Here is a 19367-nt window from a genome sequence, read left to right on the forward strand (position 1 = left end):
GTGACTTTCGTACTGCTATGCCCCCGCAGCGGCGCCGAGGTGCTCGCTGCGGAATACGCCGACTTCCTCAGCTACAGTGGCCTTACCCCCGCCGAGCTTGAGCAGCGACCGTTGGATAACCCAGGCGCGGACTTGGGAAGCTTCGACGGCGTGGAGGGCGTGTTCATTGGCGGCTCGCCGTTTACGATCACTCGCCCGGTAGATGTGGAGTGGCAGGAAGCGATCTCGCAAAAGCTGGTGGACTTCATTCAGGTCGAATCCGAACGGCAGCGCTTCGGCATTTTCTCCACCTGCTACGGCACCTCCATGCTGGCGCACTACCTGGACGGCGAGGTTAATAGCCAGTACTCGGAATCGGCCGGCACTAGCGAGGTTTCTCTTACTGACGCCGGGCGCGTCGACCCCATCACGGCTGCGCTCCCCGACCGCTTCACCGCGCTGACGGGACACAAGGATTCGGTGGTGCGCGTGCCGGAGGAAGCCACGCTACTGGCCACCGGCGAAACCTGCCCGGTGCAGATTTACCGCTACCGCGAAAACGTCTGGACCAGCCAATTCCACCCGGAGATGGATGCCGCGGGCATTACCCGGCGCCTCAGCTTCTATGAAGACGAGGGATACTGCGACCCAGCGGAGATCGCGGAGACCTACGCCCGTTTTGAGGGGCAGGATACGGCGGCGGCGAACTCGCTGCTGCGGCGGTTTGTGGAGTACTCCCGCAGTGCGCTGGGGATGGTGGGCTAGGTCAGGCTAGGTCAGGCTAGGCTAGCTCGACGATCTCCATGTATTCGTCGTTCCACAGGTCCTCTACCCCGTCGGGCAGCACGATCACGCGTTCGGGTTCCAGGGCCTTCACTGCGCCTGGGTCGTGGGTAACCAGCACAACTGCGCCAGTGTAGGTGCGTAGAGCGTCGAGCACCTGCTCGCGCGACTGCGGATCCAGGTTGTTGGTTGGCTCGTCCAGGAGCAACACGTTCGCCCGGGAGCTGACGAGGGTGGCCAGGGCCAGGCGAGTCTTCTCGCCGCCGGATAGAGTGCCGGCGGGCTGCTCCAGCTGCTCGCCGGAGAACATGAACGCGCCCAGTAGACCGCGGAGGTCCTGCTCGCCGGCATCGGGGCAGGCCTCGATGGCGTTGTCCCAGACCGACTTGTCCGGGTCGATCGTGTCGTGCTCCTGTGCAAAGTAGCCGACCTTCAGGCCATGGCCTGTGACGATGCCGCCCTCGCCGTCGGTGCGTTCCACTCCGGCTAGCAGCTTCAGCAGGGTGGTCTTTCCCGCGCCGTTGAAGCCGAGCACCACCACGCGGGATCCCTTATCGATGGCTAGATCCACCCCGGCGAAGACTTCCAGGGAGCCGTACATCTTGGTCAGCCCCTTGGCATTCATGGGAGTTTTGCCGCACGGTGCTGGCTCCGGGAAGCTGATGTTGGCCACGCGGTCCTCGACGCGAATCTCGTCCAGATTGCCCAGCATCTTTTCCGCGCGGGCGGCCATCTGCTTAGCGGCCTTCGCCTTGGTGGCCTTCGCTCCCAGCTTCTCGGCCTGTTGCTTCAGCGCGCTGGCCTTCTTCTCTGCGTTGGCTTTCTCGCGGCGACGGCGTGCCTCGTCGGTCGCGCGGGCGTCCTTGTATTTGGTCCAGCCCATGTTGTAGACGTCTGCTTCTCCGCGGACCGCGTCGAGGAACCAGATTTTGTTGCAGACGTCATCCAGCAGTTCTACGTCGTGGCTGATCATGATGAGCCCACCCTCGTGCTTTGCCAAAAAACCGCGCAGCCAGGTGATGGAATCCGCGTCCAGGTGGTTGGTCGGCTCGTCCAAAAGGAGGGTGGTCTGCGAACGACCGGAGCCTGCGGTGGCCGCAAAGAGGATCTGCGCCAGCTCCACACGGCGGCGCTGACCACCGGAGAGAGTTTTCAGCGGTTGGTCTAGCACCCTCTCGGGTAGTCCCAGCGAGTCGCAGATCTGCGCGGCTTCGCTGTCGGCCTCGTAGCCTCCGAGGGCGTGGTATTTTTCTTCCAGGCGGCTGTATTTGAGGATCGCTGCATCGCGCTGGCTAGTGGATTCGCTCGTCTCCATGATCTCCTGCTGGCGTTCCATGGAGTGCCGGATGCGGTCTAGTCCACGCGCGGAAAGCACTCGGTCGCGCGCGCTCTGCTCGATGTCTCCCTCTTTGGAGTCCTGTGGCAGATAGCCCATTTCGCCACTGCGCGTGACGGTGCCCCCATAGGGTTCGCCCTCGCCCGCCAGGATGCGCATGGTGGTGGTTTTGCCCGCACCGTTGCGGCCGACCAGGCCGATGCGATCGCCGGGCTGCACACGTAGATGCTGCCCAGGGGCGTTCAGCAGGGTTCGAGCCCCCACTCGAACCTCGAGGTCATTAGTAACAATCACAAGGAAGAAGCCTATCAGCCATCCCCGTCGGCGACCCTTCCCACCCCATGAACGCCGGAGTCGCGCTGCCCGGGTCCCCCATACTCCCGAGTCGCAGCCGGCGTGTGCCACCGACGGGGTTGTCTTCTTCTCGTGCCCCACCTTTCGGTATGTTCGTACCGAGTAGGACAACGTTTATGTTAGAAACTGCTTTTGATGCCCGCAGGTCAAGCGTTACACCTGATCTGTGGCCTGTCCCCCAAACCCTAAACTGAAACCTGAACTTGCGGCACTTCTCATTCTATTAGAGTCTTCTTATATCTTTAGTTGATGCAACTAGACCAACGAGATTACTGAAGAAGTGATAAGAAAAACACGGCTATGTAAGTTCGGGGGTAGGGATCTCGAATCGGAGGTTATAAGTGACCCAGCAGCTCGTGCTTAAAGGCCTCGGGCCGGCTGGCGCACTCCTGGCCATTAGAGCTGCACAGCGCGGCTTTCACGTCACCGCGTATGATCCGGCCTTCGACGTCCACAGTTCAAACCCGTTTCCCGGTACCTATGGGGTGTTTTCCACGCAGATTCCCGCTTGGGCTGACCATCTTTTCGCGGCCCCGGAGCCCCTGCAGGTCGTCGCGGGTACTCCCCTCACCCGCCGCTCGCTCGGGTTTAGCTATCGAATGCTGGACCAGCGGGCTGTAGCCGAGGCGCTGCGCTGCTCGAATCTGCGCATCGAAGCCAGTCCACTGCCCGAAGGTGAAAATGCCGTCGACTGCACCGGCGCCCCACGGACGGACACCGCTCTGTGGCAACTGGCGGTCGGATGGTTCTTGCCTCTTACTGACGCCCCTTCAGAATCCACTCCTACCTTCATGGATTGGACTGGGACGGTTACTCAGGCTGGGGATTGCCTGCCCAGCTTCTGCTACGTTCAGCGTACGGATGAAGGCTGGCTGTATGAGGAAACGATCCTGGCCGCGCACTGTAGCGCTGACGCAGTGAAACAGGAGGAAGTGTTCGAGGTTCTGCGGGTGCGCCTGGCAGACCGCATAGGGCGCTTAGGTGCTGAGAATGTGTTGCGCGAAGAACTGGTCGCGATTCCGATGGGGACCAGGCGGCGTCATAAAGAAAGTAAGTTCGGCGCCGCAGCAGGTTTCATCAATCCCGCGACGGGCTACTCGCTGGGGCATGCCCTGGAGAGTGCCGATGACTTCCTAGATGGACAACGCACCGGCGGGTGGCTGGCGTATCTGTTGCGGCAGGTTGGCGGGGAGCTTATCGCCCGGGCCGATGGCGCCGTACTGCAGGACTTCTTCGGACACTTCTTTGACCTGGATACACAGGCGCAATTGGCGTACTTGAGCGGGCGCGACGGGCTGGCAGTGGCGCGCACAATGTGGGTGCTGAGAAAGGGAACCGGGCTGCGCCATGAATTCCTCCGCCCGTTATTTCGCCAGCCGTGGTCGGTGGGCCGGGCGGTGTGGCGGAGGTTGTACTCGGCTTAGACCGTGAAGCCGAGGAAACGCAGCTGCTCGCGACCTTCCTCGTTGATCATGTGCGGGCCCCAGGCCGGGCTCCACACCCAGTTGATCTTTAGATCCGAAACCTCGTCAACGTTGTTGATCACCGCATCGCGCGCCTGATCCTCCAACACATCCTGCAGCGGGCAGGCCGGGGAGGTCAGGGTCATGTTCAGTACGGCGGTCTTGTCCTCAATCCAGATGTCGTAGACCAGGCCCAGGTCGATGACATTGATACCGAGTTCCGGGTCGATAACGTCCAGTAGGTGTTCCTCGACCTTGCCCGCTAGAGCCATGGCTTCCGGGCTGCGTTCCGACGGGCCTTCTGGGGCCTTGTCCAGTGGCGAGGGATCCATCTCCGGGGCGGTGGGTTCTGCGTTCTCAGTCATGGTGGGTTCCTTACTCTTTGTTTGTGTTAGCGCTAACGCCGGCCTCGGCGGCAGCGGCTTCGAAGGCCTTCCAGCCGAGCAGGGCGCACTTCACGCGGGCAGGGTACTTGGAGACTCCGGCGAAGGCAATGCCGTCGCCGATGATTTCGTCGTCGCCTTCGATCTTGCCGCGGGAGGTGACCATGCGCTCGAACTCAGCTAGCTTGGCAAAGGCTTCCGCGACGGGGCGGCCGACTAGCTCCTCGGCCATTACGGAGGTGGATGCCTGGCTAATCGAGCATCCGACAGCGTCGTAGGAGATATCTTCGACAGTCTGGTTGTCCTCGCTGAGGTGCAGGCGGAGCGTGAGCTCATCGCCACACGAGGTGTTGACGTGGTGCACCTCAGCCTCGAAAGGCTCGCGCAAGCCCGCGTGCTGTGGGTGCTTGTAGTGGTCCAGGATCACTTCCTGGTACATCTGCTCAAGTTTCATAGGGGCCTAGAATCCTTTTTTGCTGTGCTTAAACGCCGATTTCACCGCTGTGCTTTCTCCGCTGTTCCTTCTATGCTGTGCCGAAAAACTCCTGAGCCTTGCGGATGGCAGCGACCAGTGCGTCGACTTCCGACAGGTCATTGTAGATGTAGAAGCTGGCGCGGGCGGTAGCCTGCACATCCATGCACGTGTGCACCGGCCATGCGCAGTGATGGCCCACGCGGATGCACACACCCTGATCGTCGACGACCTGGCCTAGATCATGCGGGTGAATCCCCTCAACGACGAAGCTTAGGGCGCTACCGCGATCATTCGACTCGGTGGGACCAATGATCCGCAGGCCTTCGATAGTCTGCAGCTGCTCCAGGGCGTAGGCCGTCAGCTCCGCCTCATGCGCAGCAACGTTGTCCATCCCCAGCTCGTCCAGGTACCTCACGGCGGCGCCCAGGCCGACGACTTGGGAAGTCATCTGTGTACCCGCTTCGAAACGCTGGGGAGCCTCAGTGAAGGTCGTGCGCTCCATCGTGACCTTCTCCACCATCGATCCGCCGGTCAGGAAGGGCGGAAGTTGATCGAGGTGCTGTGCCTTGCCGTAAAGCACGCCGACGCCGTTAGGCCCCAGCATCTTGTGGCCGGAGAAGGCTGCGAAATCCACGTCCAGATCGTGGAAGTTTACGGGCATGTGAGGCACTGATTGGCAGGCGTCCAGGACAAAGATCGCCCCAACCTCGCGGGCGCGGCGTACGGCCTCCTTGACGTCCAGCACGGCACCGGTGACGTTCGATTGGTGCGTCAGCGCAACTACCTTTGTGCGTTCACTGAGTTCCAGGCTCTCCAGGTCTATGCGGCCATCTGGAGTGGCGGAATACCACTTCAGCGTCGCACCGGTACGCTGGGCGAGCTCCTGCCATGGCACCAGGTTGGCGTGGTGTTCTAGCTCAGAAACGACGATCTCGTCGCCTTCGGTGACCTGCAACTCCCCCGCCCGGTGGTCGCCCAGGATGTAGGCGACTTCGTTGAGAGCCTCAGTGGCGTTCTTAGCGAACGCGATCTCCCGATCCTCGGCGCCGACGAAGGTCGCAATAGCCTCGCGAGCCGACTCGTAGGACTCCGTGGCTTCCTCTGCTATCTCGTAGGCACCGCGGTGCACCGGGGCATTATGGGTAGTCAAAAACTCCCGCTCTGCATCCAACACCTGTACCGGCCGTTGGGCGGTAGCCCCGGAATCCAGATACACCAGCTTCTTCCCGTCGCGCACGGTGCGCGAAAGAATTGGGAAGTCGCTGCGGATCTTCGCGATGTCCAAGGAACTGTTTGAACTCACAAGTTCACACTTTCTGCCCAGTTCAGGCTGGGCCGAGCAGGGTTGGATTTAAACGGATTGAAGGAGTTAAAGAGCGGACCTAGATGAACTTGTCGTAGCCCTCGGCCTCGAGCTGCTCAGCCAGCTCCGGTCCACCGGATTCCACGATGCGGCCGCCGGCGAAGACGTGCACGTGGTCGGGCTTCACGTAGTTCAGGATGCGCTGGTAGTGCGTGATCATTACCACGCCGCCGTTCTCACGCTCCTGGTAGCGGTTGATGCCCTCAGAGACGACACGCAGCGCATCGACGTCGAGACCAGAGTCGGTCTCGTCCAGGATTGCGAACTTCGGCTTCAGCAGACCCAGCTGCAGGATCTCATGGCGCTTCTTCTCGCCACCGGAGAAGCCCTCGTTGATGGAGCGTTCGGAGAAGGACGGGTCGATCGCCAGCTCCTCCATCGCACCGCGGGCTTCCTTAACCCACTCGCGGATCTTCGGTGCCTCGCCGCGCACGGCGGTAGCGGAAGAACGCAGGAAGTTTGCCATGGAGACGCCCGGCACCTCGGTCGGGTACTGCATAGCGAGGAACAGGCCCGCGCGAGCGCGTTCATCGACTTCCAGATCCAGCAGGTTTTCGCCGTCCAGCAGTACCTCGCCCTCAGTGATCTCGTAGCGCGGGTGGCCAGCGATGGCGTACGACAGGGTTGACTTGCCGGAGCCGTTGGGGCCCATGATGGCGTGGGTCTCACCGGAGTTGATGGTCAGGTTCACGCCGTGCAGGATCGGCTTCGGATCCTCGTTCTCGTCGGCGGGGACGACCTGCGCGTGCAGGTTCTTGATTTCCAGAGTGCTCATGGTGTGTAAAAAGCTTTCTTTGGGTGTTTGACAGGGGGAATGAAATTAGAGAACCGTGTGCTGCAGCTCGGCCTCGACCTTGTCTTCCAGCAGCTCGCGGATGGACTCCTCCGGGATGCGCTTGATGACGTCGGTGAAGAAACCGCGGACGATCAGCATTTTCGCGCTGGCCGGGTCGATGCCACGGGACTGTAGGTAGAACATGTGCTCGTCGTCGAAGCGGCCGACGGTTGCGGCGTGACCCGCGCCGACGATCTCGCCGGTCTGAATCTCCAGGTTTGGCACTGCATCTGCCCGTGCGCCGGAGGTCAGCAGCAGGTTGTTGTTCTTCTCATAAGTGTCGGTGCCCGTGGCATCTGGGCGGATCAGCACATCGCCGATCCATGCCGTGCGTGCCTCACGGGCATCCTTGCCCTTCTCAGGCTCGCCCTGCAGCGCACCCTTGTACAGCACGTTGGAGCGGCAGTTACGGATCGAGTGGTCCACCAGCAGGCGCTGCTCGAAGTACTGGCCTGCATCCGCAAAGTACAGACCCAGCAGCTCAGCATCGCCGCCGGTATCCGTGTAGCGTACGTGCGGAACGGAGCGCACCACGTGGCCGCCGAAGGCCGCGTAGTAATGGCGCACGGTTGCATCGCGGCCAACCTGGATGTGCGAGTTTGACAGGTGTACCGCGTCGTCGTTCCAGTCCTCGAATACAACGGTGGTCAGCTTTGCACCGTTGCCGACGACGAACTCGACGTTGTCAGAATGAGCGCCGGAGCCCTCGTAGCGGACAAACACCACGGCCTCAGCGTGGGGCTCGAGCTCCACAACCAGGGTGCCGTAGGAGACCTCGTCCTCCCCCGGGCCGTCGATGGTGACGGTCACCGGAGCCTTCAGCGCCGTGTTCTTGGAGATACGTACGTAGTCAGCCGACTCAGTGTTCTCCCACGCCTGGGCTGCGGCACGGTCTACAGGAGCACCCGCGCGGCCAAGACGCTCATCGCCCGTCTGTAGCTGCTCGACGCTGACGCTCGGGGCGTCATCATCAGAAACACCGACAGCAACCGCAGCGCGCTTGCCAGCTACGGCCGAGCCATCGTGCAGGCCACGCAGCTCGCGCAGCGGGGTGAAGCGCCAATCCTCATCCTTACCGCGCGGCACGGCAAAGTCCGCGGCCGAGAACGAGGTGAAACGGTCACCCTTGGTCTGGTGATCCGTACCAGCCTGAACCGGTGTGATAGTCGCTTCGGTTTCGTTGAGTGGGGTGGTCATTTGGTTTAACCCACCGATCCTTCCATCTGCAGTTCGATTAGACGGTTGAGCTCCAGGGCGTACTCCATGGGCAGCTCCTTAGCGATTGGCTCCACGAAGCCGCGGACGATCATCGCCATTGCCTCTTCTTCCTCGATGCCGCGTGACATCAGGTAGAACAGCTGATCCTCGGAGACCTGCGAGACGGTGGCCTCGTGGCCCAGCGTCACGTGATCGTTACGGATGTCGTTGTATGGGTATGTGTCCGATCGGGAGATGGAGTCGACCAGCAGCGCGTCACACTCGACGTTCGAGGCGGAGTGGTGTGCATCCTTGTTGACCTGCACCAGGCCGCGGTAGGCAGCGCGGCCACCGGCGCGGGCGACGGACTTGGAGACGATATTTGAGCTCGTGTACGGAGCCATGTGCACCATCTTCGCGCCCGTGTCCTGGAACTGACCCTCGCCGGCGAAAGCCACGGAGAGCACCTCGCCCTTAGCGTGCGGGCCGGTCATCCAGACGGCCGGGTACTTCATGGTCACCTTGGAGCCGATGTTGCCGTCGACCCACTCCATCGTGCCGCCCTCTTCGCACTTCGTGCGCTTGGTGACGAGATTGTAGACGTTGTTCGACCAGTTCTGGATCGTGGTGTAGCGGCAGCGCCCGCCCTTCTTCACGATGATCTCGACCACTGCGGAGTGCAGGGAGTCGGTCTTGTAAATCGGCGCGGTGCAACCCTCGACGTAGTGGACGTACGCGTCCTCGTCGACGATGATCAGCGTGCGCTCGAACTGCCCCATGTTCTCGGTGTTAATGCGGAAGTAAGCCTGCAGTGGGATATCCACGTGCACGCCCTTCGGTACGTAAATGAAGGAACCACCGGACCAGACTGCCGTGTTCAGTGCAGAGAACTTGTTGTCGCCAGCCGGGATAACGGTGCCGAAGTACTCCTCGAACAGCTCGGGGTACTCGCGCAGACCCGTATCGGTATCGACGAAGATTACGCCCTGCTTTTCTAGGTCCTCGCGGATCTGGTGGTAAACCACCTCGGACTCGTACTGGGCGGCCACGCCAGCAACCAGACGCTGCTTTTCGGCCTCTGGGATGCCCAGCTTGTCGTAGGTGTTCTTAATGTCCTCCGGCAGATCCTCCCAGGTCTGAGCCTGCTTCTCGGTGGAGCGAACGAAGTACTTAATGTTGTCGAAGTCGATATCGCTGAGGTCTGCGCCCCACGTTGGTAGCGGCTTCTTGTCGAAGATATCCAGAGCCTTAAGACGGCGCTTTAGCATCCACTCCGGCTCATTCTTCTTTGCAGAGATGTCGCGGACGACGTCCTCGTTAAGGCCACGGCGGGCCGAGGCACCGGCGGCATCGGAATCGTGCCAGCCATAGCCGTACGCGCCGATGGAATCGATGATCTCTTCGTCGGTCTGCGGCTTAGTTTCAGGTGTTTGTGCAGCTTGAGTCATGGTTTAACTTTCCTTCTTGGGGGAAGGGTCAATGGTTTTAAGCGGAATATAGGTGGTGCAGACACCGTTACCGTCGGCGATTGTTGCCAAAGGTTGAGTGTGCTGTCCCAGCAGCTCTGCGACCACCCGGTGCTCCGCCGCGCACAGTTCTGGGAACTCGTGAGCGACATCTTGAATCGGGCAGTGATGACGGCAAATCTGTACGCCACCGCCTGCGTGACCGACAGTGGCTGCGTAGCCCTTCTCGGTTAATGCGTCGGCAATGGCCTGGGCCTTGGCGGCAACGTCCGCGTCGCAGTCGGATACGTCCTGAAGCAGATCGTTGATGCGCTGAGCGGCGAAGTCCTCCACCGCCTCCTCTCCGCCTGCAGAGCGAAGAGCGCGCAGCGCCAGCAAGGCTAGCGTGTCGTAATCATGTCCAAACTCCGCCCGGCCGTCGTCGGTCAGCCTAAAGAGTTTGGCGGGCCGTCCACGTTGCCCGGAGCGAGGTGCCTCGACAACCTCGGCGAGGCCGTCGGAGACAATATTGTCTAAGTGACGCCGAACGCCGGCGGCGCTTAGCCCAAAAGCCTCGCTAATGTCCGATGCGCTCACCGGACCGTGACGCAGCACGTGCAGAAGAATGCGGTGCCGCGTGTCGTGCTCTGCGGCGGGCTGGGTTGCCCGCTCCTCAGATGTCCGTGCCACGCTAGTACCTCCTTATCGCTTCCGTTCGAGTGCGCCTGTGCAACTAAAAGTTGTGCCTACATGATTAGACAACAAAAGTGTGTCGTAAATATTCCCGCTTGTCTACTAAGGTAACCCTGCCTAACTCGTCGTAGATCTTTGAGTCCTCTTTGTGGCGCTGGTCACGGCCATGGCTAAAGAAGATCCAGTGCGACATTCGGTAGTATCTGCACCTATGACTACCCCCACCTCAGCCACCCCGCGCTCGTCTCGGGGGTCGCGTCTCCTGGCGCCCTGGCGGAGGTTCCAGGAGCAGTTGCCACAACTAGGCATTGCGGGGTCGCGGTCGGCGCAACTGCACTCCGACTCGGATGGCGACAATGTGCCGGAAAGCTCCATGTGGCTGGAACCGCTGAACCGCGCGCTATCTATGCGACTCTACGCTGCGGTTTTCCTCGGCGCACTTGGCACCATGCTCATCACGGTCGGTGGACTGGGAGCCGGCGCCTTCCCCGTGATTCACAACCCCTATTGGGACTTCCCCGGCGTGAACACGCTGGCACGGATGCTGCACTCCACCACCGTTTTGGTCTTCGTGGGAATCGGCTTCTTGGTCTACGGCTGGCTGCTCCTGTTTAGCTTTGCTGTCTCAGCCCCCGGCAGACCCAACCATCCAATCCCAGTGCGAACCTATTGGCGCACTTTCTTTGTATGGGTTACCCCACTCATGGTTACCCCGCCGCTATTTACCCAGGACATTTACTCCTACTTGGCGCAGGGGGCGATCGCGGCGAAGGGCTGGGATCCCTACAGTGCCGGGCCGGTAGATCTGTTGGGCATTGACGATCCACTAGCCCGTTCCGTACCGTTGATGTGGGCACACTCGCCAGCCCCCTATGGGCCTGTAGCGCTGGGCTACGGCGAGGGTATTTCCTTGCTCACCGGCAATTCCATCATCCTGGGCATAGTGCTACACCGGTTGGTGGCCATCCTGGGGTTGGCTCTTAGTGGCTGGGCGCTCGTCCGCCTAGCACGGCGCTGTGGCGTGTCGAGTGGAGCTGCATTGTGGTTGGGAGTGTTGAATCCGCTGGCGATTCTGCACCTGGTCGGCGGCATTCACAACGAAGCCGCTCTGATTGGACTTCTGCTCGCAGGCCTGGAGCTTGTGCTGCGCGGCGTGGACAACGAGAAGCGCCCCCTCACCAGCCGCTGGATTTTGATTATCGGCGGATTCGGATTGATCACAATGGCCGGTTTGGTCAAAGTCACAGCCTTAATTGGCTTGGGGTTTGCCGGTGCTGCACTCGCTCGCTGGTTCGGCGGCCGCCTGGTGGATCTCATCACCGCTGCAGCCGTTGCCGTCGTGGTTGCAGTTGTAACCTCCGTGGCGTTTTCCATTATCACCGGCGTAGGCTTCGGCTGGATCACGTCCCAGGGAGGCGCTGCAGAGATCATCTCTTGGATGTCCATCAGTACCTCTCTAGGGTTGGCCTCCGGAGCTCTCGGCACTGTCCTGGGACTTGGCGACCACACGGATTCGGCATTGATAGTCTTCCGCGCACTTGGGCTGCTTGTTGGTGCATTCTGGGTAGTTCGCATGCTGTGGGCCTCCTTCCAGGGCCGGATCCACCCGGTGGGTGGGCTGGGCGTGGCCACGCTCATCCTGGTGTTCTTCTTCCCGGTGGTACATCCTTGGTATCTGCTGTGGGCGATCCTCCCCCTTGCAGCCTGGGCGAATAGACGAGCGTTCCACCTCACCGCTGTGATCTATTCGGTGGTGTTTAGCTTCTTCATCCTCCCCCGAGGGTTGTCGCTGCCGACCTCTACCGTTATCTACATTTATGCAATGAGCCTTGTATTTTTCCTGGTAGCGCTAGTTGTTCTGCGAGCTCTTGCCGCCCGCAACGCAGATCTGGCAGAGGCTCTGTCGTTTCGTTCCAGTACGCTTCGGCGAACGGTAGCTGCTACTACGTAAAACACTGCTAGGGGGCTAGACTTTCACATCATGACAACAAGACCTGAAACCCAGGCAACGCAGGCACGTGCCAGCGCACCCGTACTCGAGCTCCGTGACGTGGTCAAGACCTACGGCGAGCGTCGCGCTGTCGATGGGCTGAGCTTGGACTTGTCCGCCGGACAGGTGCTCGCGCTCCTAGGCCCGAATGGCGCCGGCAAGACCACGACCGTCGAGATGTGCGAGGGCTTCATCCGTCCCACCGAGGGCACCATTCGCGTATTCGGTAAGGATCCGGCCGTCGAATCGGACGAGGTTCGCAGTCGCATTGGGGTAATGCTGCAAGGTGGCGGCGCGTACCCCGGAATCCGCGTCGGCGAGATGTTGCGCCTGGTGGCGTCATACTCCAAGAACCCCTTGGACCCCGACTGGCTGCTAGAAACTGTTGGATTGACCGGCCACAAAAAGACTCCCTACCGGCGCCTATCGGGAGGCCAACAACAACGTCTGAGCTTGGCCTGTGCACTTGTGGGGCGTCCGGAGCTGGTGTTCCTAGATGAACCGACCGCCGGCCTGGATGCGCAGTCCCGACTGGCAGTGTGGGATCTGGTGGCCTCGCTGAAGCGCGATGGTGTGGCGGTGGTTTTGACCACCCACTTGATGGACGAGGCGGAAGCGCTGGCCGACCAGGTAGTCATCATCGATTCCGGTCGGGTGGTGGCGTCCGGTACACCGGAGCAGATGATGTCGCACCGCGATCCGAACTCCGCCGACGCGTGGCTTGCGGTGCAGGTTGATTGCGACGCCGCACTCCCCGCTGTCTCCGCAGCCATTGCCAAGCGCGCGGAGGTGCCGGTGGCGGTGGACGAGCTGCGCCCCCGCCACTACAGAATCGAGGCCGAGGAGTTGAGTCCACAGCTGGTCGCAGCGGTGGCCGAGGCTTTCGCCGATGAATCCATGATGATTAGCCAACTCGAAGTCAACAGGCAGTCGCTGGAGGACGTATTCCTCTCTCTCACCGGAAAGGACATCCGCTCATGAGTACTACTAGCCGCTTCGAGCCAGGATTCTTTGCCCCCGCCCCCCAGCAAGCGAATTCCGCAGACATCGTTAAAGCCCAGGCCAAAATCGAGTCGCTATTGTTCTTGCGCCACGGCGAACAGCAGTTGCTCTCTATGGTCATTCCGCTGGGGCTGCTAATTGGTCTGACGCTGTTTCCCGGCGAAGAAGCATCTCACGCAGTGAGCCGTATTTTTCCCATGGCTTTGGCGATTGCGCTGATGGGCGCAGGCTTTACAGGTCAGGCCATCGCGGTGGCCTTCGACCGGCGCTATGGGGCGTTGAAGCGCATCGGCGCGGCGGGTGTACCCACCTGGGCTCTGATTGCAGGCAAAGTCGTCGCGGTGTGCATCGTTGTGCTGCTGCAAGTTCTGGTGCTATCCATCGCCTCGTTTGCACTGGGGTGGCGCCCGGATATCGTCGGGCTTCCTGCTGCACTGGTGACGGCTGTGGTAGGTGTGGCGGCGTTCACCAGCCTGGGTCTGCTGCTGGGCGGGACCCTGAGTTCGGAGTTGGTACTGGCGCTTGGCAACACAATCTGGTTCGTACTGCTGGGAGCTGCGGTTTATGCCACCATGACCACCCCGTCCGGTGAGAGCGTCAACACCTTCCTGATGGCCGTTCCCTCGGTCGCGTTGACGGAAGGATTCCACACCGCCGTGGTCGCGGGAGGTTTCAACTGGGTGGCACTGTTGAGCCTGGCTGTGTGGGCCGTGATCGGCGCGACCCTCGCCCTGAAGCTGTTCCGTTTCACCATGGAGAGCGACTAGCAGCAATTAGCCCCGCCACGTGGGCTTCCGATAGTCTTAAATACGTGCTTGAGACTATGAAAGAACGCGCCGCGGAGGAGAGCAATCCCTTCGTCAGAGCGCTGCTGAAGCTGTACGCCTTTGCACATGCAGCCGACCGCAGGTTTGGCTTCCCTCGGCCCGTTACTGCGCCGACGATCCGGCGCCAGCGGCTCTTCGCCATCATCCTGTTGGCCTGCCAGACTGGCATCACCTTCACCGGCTCGCTGGTACGCGTTACGGGCTCCGGTTTGGGCTGCGACACGTGGCCACAATGCCACCCAGGCTCTCTGTTTCCTGTTGCTGGCTCCGCGCCGTGGATTCACCAATTGATTGAGTTCGGCAACCGCACCCTAACTTTTGTGCTGATCGTGGCCGCCCTGGTGTGCTTCATCGCCGTGGTACGCGCAGCGCGCCGCTCCGCAATCCTGCACCTGGCCTTTATCCAGGGGATTGGCATTATTGTGCAGGCCGTGCTGGGTGGCATCACTGTTCACATGGATCTAATGTGGTGGACGGTCGCCCTGCATTTCCTACCCAGTATGTTGCTGGTCTTCCTGGCCGCGAAGCTGGTCGTGCGCATCGGTGAGCCCGACGACGGTGAGATGCAGCCTCTGATGCCCCGCCCCCTGCGCATCCTCACCGACGGCTCCGCGCTGAGCCTGGCTGTCGTTCTGATTACCGGCACCATGGTGACCGGTGCCGGTCCGCACGCGGGCGATGAGGCTATTCTTCCGGAGCACCGCCTGCAGGTGCCTCTAATCGATATGGCTCACGTCCACGCCGGTTTCATGTACCTCTACCTGGGCCTGACCGTTGGCCTGCTGGCTGGCGTGTTCGCGCTGAACCTGGAACACCGCATCAAGACGGCCTCCTACTGGGTGATCGCCGCGATCATTCTGCAGGCCATCGTTGGCATCATGCAGTACTGGCTGGGTGTTCCCCGCTGGTCGGTGCCGATCCACGTTATTGGCTCGGGGCTTACCACCGCGGCCACCGGATTCCTCTGGGCCTTGAAGTTCCGCTACAGCGGTGGCAACGCCAGCCTGACGGGCACGACGGCCGGTGACTGCCAGCGTCAGGAGACCGTCGACGCCTAAGGCGGCTAAGATTCGGAGCCAAAGACTATCGTCTAGTTGCCCGCGACGAAGGGGCCGAATCATGACTCAGCCGACGCGCATGCCGCGCACCACCCTGAAATTCAACTCGGGGGTGGACACTCCATTGGTGCCCAGTCGGGGCGAACACTACTACTCCACTCCTAACCCGATGCGGGATAACAGTGGGGCCTTTGAAGCAATAAAGGCAGCGGGTCCGCGGCCTTACGCTCGGGATATGCCGGGTAGCCTGATTATCTTCCTGGTCGTTGGGCTCTTCGGTGCCGTCTTCGCTGCTATTGGCCTCATGCTGATTCTCAGCAAACTTCGCCGTGGGGATGCAACGGCCGACAGTCTCCGTCTCACGGATACGGTCTTTTTCATCGTTGGAATGGTCTTCGTCGTTGTCGCGGTCTACTCGATCTCCAGCGCCTTAGCACGACGCAGGCGAATCGTTACCGCCTGGAAGAATGGCTGGATCGACTACTACCCGGCACTGGTCGGGCAGGTTTATCATTGCCGCACCGCAAGGCGAGAAAGCGAATCTGCAGGCTCAACGTTTTATTACTACTATCGGGCGCCTCTCCACGTGCTTTACCCTGATGGCTCGTTCCGGCAGATGCACTCCTTTGAGTTTGAGATGAAGCGCAAGCCCGACTGGTATCGCACCCGTTTTAATATGGCCTCATCGGCGGAAACTGCTGTCGCGGATGGTCTGAACAATAACGGCTGGGCGATCGTCGGCATCAGTCGTCGACCCGGGCAAACCCACGCGGAGCTCGATTCCGGGCTCACGAAGAAACAGTGCGAAGCCGTATTCAACCTCGCCGAGCGCAATTGGCTCAGGACGGCTTGGTGATCTTAGTCGTGATGCTAGGTCGCTATGCTAGCCGAGCACAGCCTCGGCGAGAGTCTGCCAGCCCAGCACGGCATCAACAGAGAGAGCCACGAACAGTAGCGACAGGTAGTTGTTCGACAGGAAGAACAGCTGCATCGGCTTGACCGGGGTGCCGTTTTTCACGCCACGGTGCAGCAGATGCGCCTTGATAATGAACCAGGCGCCGGACAGCACAGCCGCTGCCAGGTAGATCCAGCTAGCGGCTGGAACCAGCAGCAGCGAAGTGACCACGGTTGCCCAGGTGTAGGCCAGGATCTGGCGCGTGACCTGCAGTGGGGGCTTGACCACAGGCATCATGGGCACGCCCGCGGCCTCATAGTCCTCGCGGTAACGCATTCCCAGAGCCCAGGTATGCGGCGGCGTCCAAAAGAAAATAACCATGAACAGTATCAGCGCCTGAGCCCACGAAGACCACCCCGCGCCAAAGGCACCGCCGTTGTTATCCGTGATGACGGCCCAGCCGACGACCACCGGCATGCAGCCGGCAGCGCCACCCCAAATGACGTTCTGCCAGGTACGGCGCTTCAGCCACTTCGTGTACACGTACACGTAGAACCAGTTCGTCAGAACGATAAACCCAGCGGCCAGCCACGAGTGGCACAAAAAGCCCAGCCACAGCACCGAGGCGATCAGCAGTACCCAGGCGAAGACGCGGGCCTCGTTGACCGACACGGTCTGGCGAGCGGTCGGACGGCGGCGAGTACGGCGCATCAGCTGGTCGATGTCGTGATCGACCACGTTGTTGAACGTGTTAGCCGCACCGGCGCCCATCCAACCGCCGATGAGTGTGAGAAGGATCAGGCCGAAGTTCACTTCGCCGCGCGCTGCCTGCAACATCGCAGGGATCGTGGCCACCAGCAACAACTCAATGACCCTGGGTTTGGTCAGTGCTAGATACGCCTTGGCCGTCTCAGCGAATGTCTTCACCGGCTGCCTCGCCTCCACCTTCTCGAATATTTTCCGAATCGCGTCTAACGCTACCCGAGCACACTGCGCAGGCCGAAACAGAGCCCGCGCGTGCCCATCTATATATGGTCGTAACCAAAGCTGAAAAAGTTCCCACGGCGTGTAGAAAAGTTTCGCGCTAGAAATCCGGGCGGCAATGGCGCCCACTAGCCACAGCAACGGGATACGACCATTAGTATGTATGGGGTATTCGGCTTGATGAAGAAAGGCAACTGACAGTGACTCTCTCCCCAGAACAGCAGGCACTCACGGTGCGCAACTACCCGGCGGACTGGACGGAGACCGACACGCGCGCGGTCGACCTTGCCCGCGTACTGGCCGCAGACGCCGTGGAGAACTGCGGCTCGGGCCACCCCGGCACGGCAATGAGCCTGGCGCCGCTGGCATACACCCTGTACCAGCGCGTGCTGCGCCACGACCCGCAGGACGTGCACTGGGTAGGCAGGGATCGCTTCGTCCTCTCGGCTGGCCACTCCTCCCTGACCCAATACATCCAGCTGTACCTGGGCGGCTTCGGCCTGGAACTGGAGGACCTGCAGGCGCTGCGCACCTGGGACTCCAAGACACCGGGCCACCCGGAGGTGCACCACACCGACGGCGTGGAGATCACCACCGGCCCGCTGGGCCAGGGCCTGGCGTCCGCGGTGGGTATGGCGATGGCTTCCCGCCGCGAGCGCGCCCTGTTCGACCCGCAGGCTCCGGCCGGCGAGTCCCCCTTCGACCACTTCATCTACGTCATCGCTTCTGACGGCGACGTGCAGGAGGGCGTGACTTCCGAGGCGTCCTCCCTGGCAGGCACCCAGCAGCTGGGCAACCTCATCGTCTTCTGGGACGATAACGGCATCTCCATCGAGGACCAGACCGAGATTGCCTTTAACGAGGACGTATCTGCTCGCTACGCCGCCTATGGCTGGCAGACCCTGGAGGTCACCGGCGAGGATGTCGAGGGAATCCTGGACGCGGTCGAGCGCGCCAAGGCAGAGACCTCCCGCCCCACCTTCATCCGCCTCCGCAGCGTCATTGCCTACCCAGCCCCGACGAAGATGGATACCGGTGCCTCCCACGGTGCAGCCCTCGGCGCGGAGGAGATCACCGGTATCAAGCAGGCCCTGGACTTCCCGGACGAGCCGTTCCCGGTGGAGGACAACGTAATCGCCCACACCCGTGGTCTGATCGATCGTGCAGCGGAGGCGCACAAGCAGTGGCAGGTTCTTTTTGACGCCTGGGCGGAGAACAACCCGGAGAACAAGGTTCTGTTCGACCGTCTGTACTCCCGCGAACTTCCGGAGGGCTTCGACGCCGAGGTTCCCAGCTGGGAGGCCGGCGAGTCCCTGGCTACCCGCAAGGCTTCGGAGGCTACCCTGCAGGCTCTGGGGAAGACTTTGCCAGAGCTGTGGGGTGGTTCCGCTGACTTGGCTGGCTCCACCAACACCATCATCAAGGGCTCCCCGAGCTTCGGCCCGGAGGCCATCAGCACCCGCAATTTCACTGCGGAGCCGGGTGGCCGCAACCTGCACTTCGGTATCCGCGAGCACGGCATGGTCGCCATCCTGAACGGCATCGCCCTGCACGGCCCGACTCGCCCTTACGGTGCGACGTTCCTGCAGTTCTCCGACTACGCACGCGGCGCGGTGCGCCTGGGCGCCCTGATGAAGTCGGATGCTTACCACGTGTGGACGCACGACTCCATTGGCCTGGGCGAGGACGGCCCCACCCACCAGCCAGTCGAGCACCTGGCATCCCTGCGTGCCATCCCCCACTTGGCGGTTATTCGCCCGGCGGACGCCAACGAGACCGCTGCTGGCTGGGTGGCTGCCCTGCAGGCTGAGGAGTCTCCGAAGGCTCTGGTGCTGACCCGTCAGAACGTCCCCGTGCTGGAGGGAACTCAACAGAAGGCTGCAGAGGGCGTGGCCCGCGGCGCGTACGTGTTGGTCGAGGAATCGACGGACACTCCGGAGGTCATTCTGATGGCCACCGGCTCCGAGGTGCAGCTGGCCGTGGAGGCCGCCAAGGAGCTGGAAAGCCAGGGCGTGGGCACCCGCGTGGTCTCCATGCCGGTCATGGAGTGGTTCCTCGAGCAGGATGCCGAGTACCAAGAGCAGGTTCTGCCGAGCGACGTGACGGCTCGCGTGTCCGTGGAGGCCGGTATCTCCATGCCGTGGCACCGCTTCGTCGGACTGAACGGCCGCACGGTCTCCCTGGAGCACTACGGTGCTTCGGCTGACTATCAGACGCTCTACCGCGAGTTCGGCATTACTTCCGAGGCTGTCGTCGCCGCCGCGCACGACTCCATCGCGGCGAACAAGTAAACCCCACAACCCCA

17 protein-coding genes are annotated in these 19367 nt (G+C 61.6%); 8 read left to right on the forward strand and 9 right to left on the reverse strand.

Annotation, left to right across the window (positions count from 1 at the left end; translation table 11 throughout):
• Positions 1–744 carry a glutamine amidotransferase gene (locus CJEIK_RS05070; protein WP_005294763.1) on the forward strand — a complete coding sequence of 248 codons (744 nt, stop codon included), beginning with the start codon at positions 1–3 and terminating at the stop codon, positions 742–744.
• Between the two features lie 16 nt (positions 745–760).
• On the opposite strand, the gene CJEIK_RS05075 is transcribed toward CJEIK_RS05070, so the two are convergent.
• A complete protein-coding gene (locus CJEIK_RS05075; RefSeq protein ID WP_005294765.1) occupies positions 761–2392 on the reverse strand; it encodes an ABC-F family ATP-binding cassette domain-containing protein in 1632 nt (543 codons plus the stop codon).
• A 401-nt stretch (positions 2393–2793) separates the two neighbouring features.
• Here CJEIK_RS05075 and CJEIK_RS05080 point away from each other — a divergent pair, with 401 nt between their 5' ends.
• Entirely contained in the window at positions 2794–3876 is a 1083-nt protein-coding gene (locus tag CJEIK_RS05080) for a lycopene cyclase family protein (protein ID WP_005294766.1), read from the forward strand.
• On the opposite strand, the gene CJEIK_RS05085 is transcribed toward CJEIK_RS05080, so the two are convergent.
• From CJEIK_RS05085 to CJEIK_RS05115, 7 genes are all read right to left on the reverse strand, one after another.
• Complete coding sequence (locus CJEIK_RS05085; RefSeq protein ID WP_005294769.1) at positions 3873–4280, reverse strand: metal-sulfur cluster assembly factor; 408 nt, start codon at positions 4278–4280, stop codon at positions 3873–3875. The genes CJEIK_RS05080 and CJEIK_RS05085 overlap by 4 nt on opposite strands.
• 10 nt (positions 4281–4290) lie before the next feature.
• Positions 4291–4752, reverse strand: coding sequence for a Fe-S cluster assembly sulfur transfer protein SufU (gene sufU, locus CJEIK_RS05090; RefSeq protein WP_005294770.1), 462 nt, complete (start codon positions 4750–4752; stop codon positions 4291–4293).
• 70 nt (positions 4753–4822) lie between these two features.
• Positions 4823–6076 (reverse strand): cysteine desulfurase, encoded by a 1254-nt coding sequence (locus tag CJEIK_RS05095; protein WP_034964927.1) that lies wholly within the window; start codon positions 6074–6076, stop codon positions 4823–4825.
• A 79-nt stretch (positions 6077–6155) separates the two neighbouring features.
• Positions 6156–6911: a Fe-S cluster assembly ATPase SufC gene (gene sufC, locus CJEIK_RS05100; protein WP_005294774.1), complete on the reverse strand. Its 756-nt coding sequence runs from the start codon at positions 6909–6911 to the stop codon at positions 6156–6158.
• A 45-nt stretch (positions 6912–6956) separates the two neighbouring features.
• Entirely contained in the window at positions 6957–8168 is a 1212-nt protein-coding gene (gene sufD / locus CJEIK_RS05105) for a Fe-S cluster assembly protein SufD (RefSeq protein WP_005294776.1), read from the reverse strand.
• Between the two features lie 5 nt (positions 8169–8173).
• Entirely contained in the window at positions 8174–9616 is a 1443-nt protein-coding gene (gene sufB, locus CJEIK_RS05110; protein ID WP_005294778.1) for a Fe-S cluster assembly protein SufB, read from the reverse strand.
• Between the two features lie 3 nt (positions 9617–9619).
• Positions 9620–10303, reverse strand: a complete 684-nt coding sequence (locus CJEIK_RS05115) for a helix-turn-helix transcriptional regulator (protein ID WP_005294779.1) — start codon at positions 10301–10303, stop codon at positions 9620–9622.
• 214 nt (positions 10304–10517) lie between these two features.
• On the opposite strand from CJEIK_RS05115, the gene mptB reads away from it, so the two are divergent.
• The 5 genes from mptB (at position 10518) to CJEIK_RS05140 (ending at position 16039) form a co-directional block, all read left to right on the forward strand.
• Positions 10518–12257 carry a polyprenol phosphomannose-dependent alpha 1,6 mannosyltransferase MptB gene (gene mptB / locus CJEIK_RS05120; RefSeq protein WP_005294783.1) on the forward strand — a complete coding sequence of 580 codons (1740 nt, stop codon included), beginning with the start codon at positions 10518–10520 and terminating at the stop codon, positions 12255–12257.
• Positions 12258–12287: 30 nt separating this feature from the next.
• On the forward strand, positions 12288–13277 hold the full coding sequence (locus tag CJEIK_RS05125; protein ID WP_005294784.1) for an ABC transporter ATP-binding protein: 990 nt from the start codon (positions 12288–12290) through the stop codon (positions 13275–13277).
• A complete protein-coding gene (locus CJEIK_RS05130) occupies positions 13274–14065 on the forward strand; it encodes an ABC transporter permease (RefSeq protein ID WP_005294787.1) in 792 nt (263 codons plus the stop codon). Before CJEIK_RS05125 ends, CJEIK_RS05130 begins: the two co-directional genes overlap by 4 nt.
• Positions 14066–14121: 56 nt before the next feature.
• Positions 14122–15183: a COX15/CtaA family protein gene (locus CJEIK_RS05135; protein WP_005294790.1), complete on the forward strand. Its 1062-nt coding sequence runs from the start codon at positions 14122–14124 to the stop codon at positions 15181–15183.
• A 61-nt stretch (positions 15184–15244) separates the two neighbouring features.
• Positions 15245–16039, forward strand: a complete 795-nt coding sequence (locus CJEIK_RS05140; protein WP_005294793.1) for a hypothetical protein — start codon at positions 15245–15247, stop codon at positions 16037–16039.
• 27 nt (positions 16040–16066) lie between these two features.
• Here CJEIK_RS05140 and CJEIK_RS05145 read toward each other — a convergent pair whose 3' ends face one another.
• Positions 16067–17005, reverse strand: coding sequence for a heme o synthase (locus CJEIK_RS05145; protein ID WP_034964928.1), 939 nt, complete (start codon positions 17003–17005; stop codon positions 16067–16069).
• A gap of 257 nt (positions 17006–17262) precedes the next feature.
• Here CJEIK_RS05145 and tkt point away from each other — a divergent pair, with 257 nt between their 5' ends.
• A complete protein-coding gene (gene tkt, locus CJEIK_RS05150) occupies positions 17263–19353 on the forward strand; it encodes a transketolase (RefSeq protein ID WP_005294800.1) in 2091 nt (696 codons plus the stop codon).
• The last annotated feature ends 14 nt before the right edge of the window (positions 19354–19367 follow it).

The organism is Corynebacterium jeikeium (assembly GCF_028609885.1).
Lineage (GTDB): Bacteria > Actinomycetota > Actinomycetes > Mycobacteriales > Mycobacteriaceae > Corynebacterium > Corynebacterium jeikeium.

Bases quoted from the DNA above. Each gene is read 5' to 3' on its own strand.
- CJEIK_RS05085 (WP_005294769.1), bottom strand. From the start codon at position 4,280: ATGACTGAGAACGCAGAACCCACCGCCCCGGAGATGGATCCCTCGCCA.
- sufU (WP_005294770.1), bottom strand. From the start codon at position 4,752: ATGAAACTTGAGCAGATGTACCAGGAAGTGATCCTGGACCACTACAAG.
- sufC (WP_005294774.1), bottom strand. From the start codon at position 6,911: ATGAGCACTCTGGAAATCAAGAACCTGCACGCGCAGGTCGTCCCCGCC.
- sufD (WP_005294776.1), bottom strand. From the start codon at position 8,168: ATGACCACCCCACTCAACGAAACCGAAGCGACTATCACACCGGTTCAG.
- sufB (WP_005294778.1), bottom strand. From the start codon at position 9,616: ATGACTCAAGCTGCACAAACACCTGAAACTAAGCCGCAGACCGACGAA.
- mptB (WP_005294783.1), top strand. From the start codon at position 10,518: ATGACTACCCCCACCTCAGCCACCCCGCGCTCGTCTCGGGGGTCGCGT.
- CJEIK_RS05125 (WP_005294784.1), top strand. From the start codon at position 12,288: ATGACAACAAGACCTGAAACCCAGGCAACGCAGGCACGTGCCAGCGCA.
- CJEIK_RS05130 (WP_005294787.1), top strand. From the start codon at position 13,274: ATGAGTACTACTAGCCGCTTCGAGCCAGGATTCTTTGCCCCCGCCCCC.
- CJEIK_RS05135 (WP_005294790.1), top strand. From the start codon at position 14,122: ATGAAAGAACGCGCCGCGGAGGAGAGCAATCCCTTCGTCAGAGCGCTG.
- CJEIK_RS05140 (WP_005294793.1), top strand. From the start codon at position 15,245: ATGACTCAGCCGACGCGCATGCCGCGCACCACCCTGAAATTCAACTCG.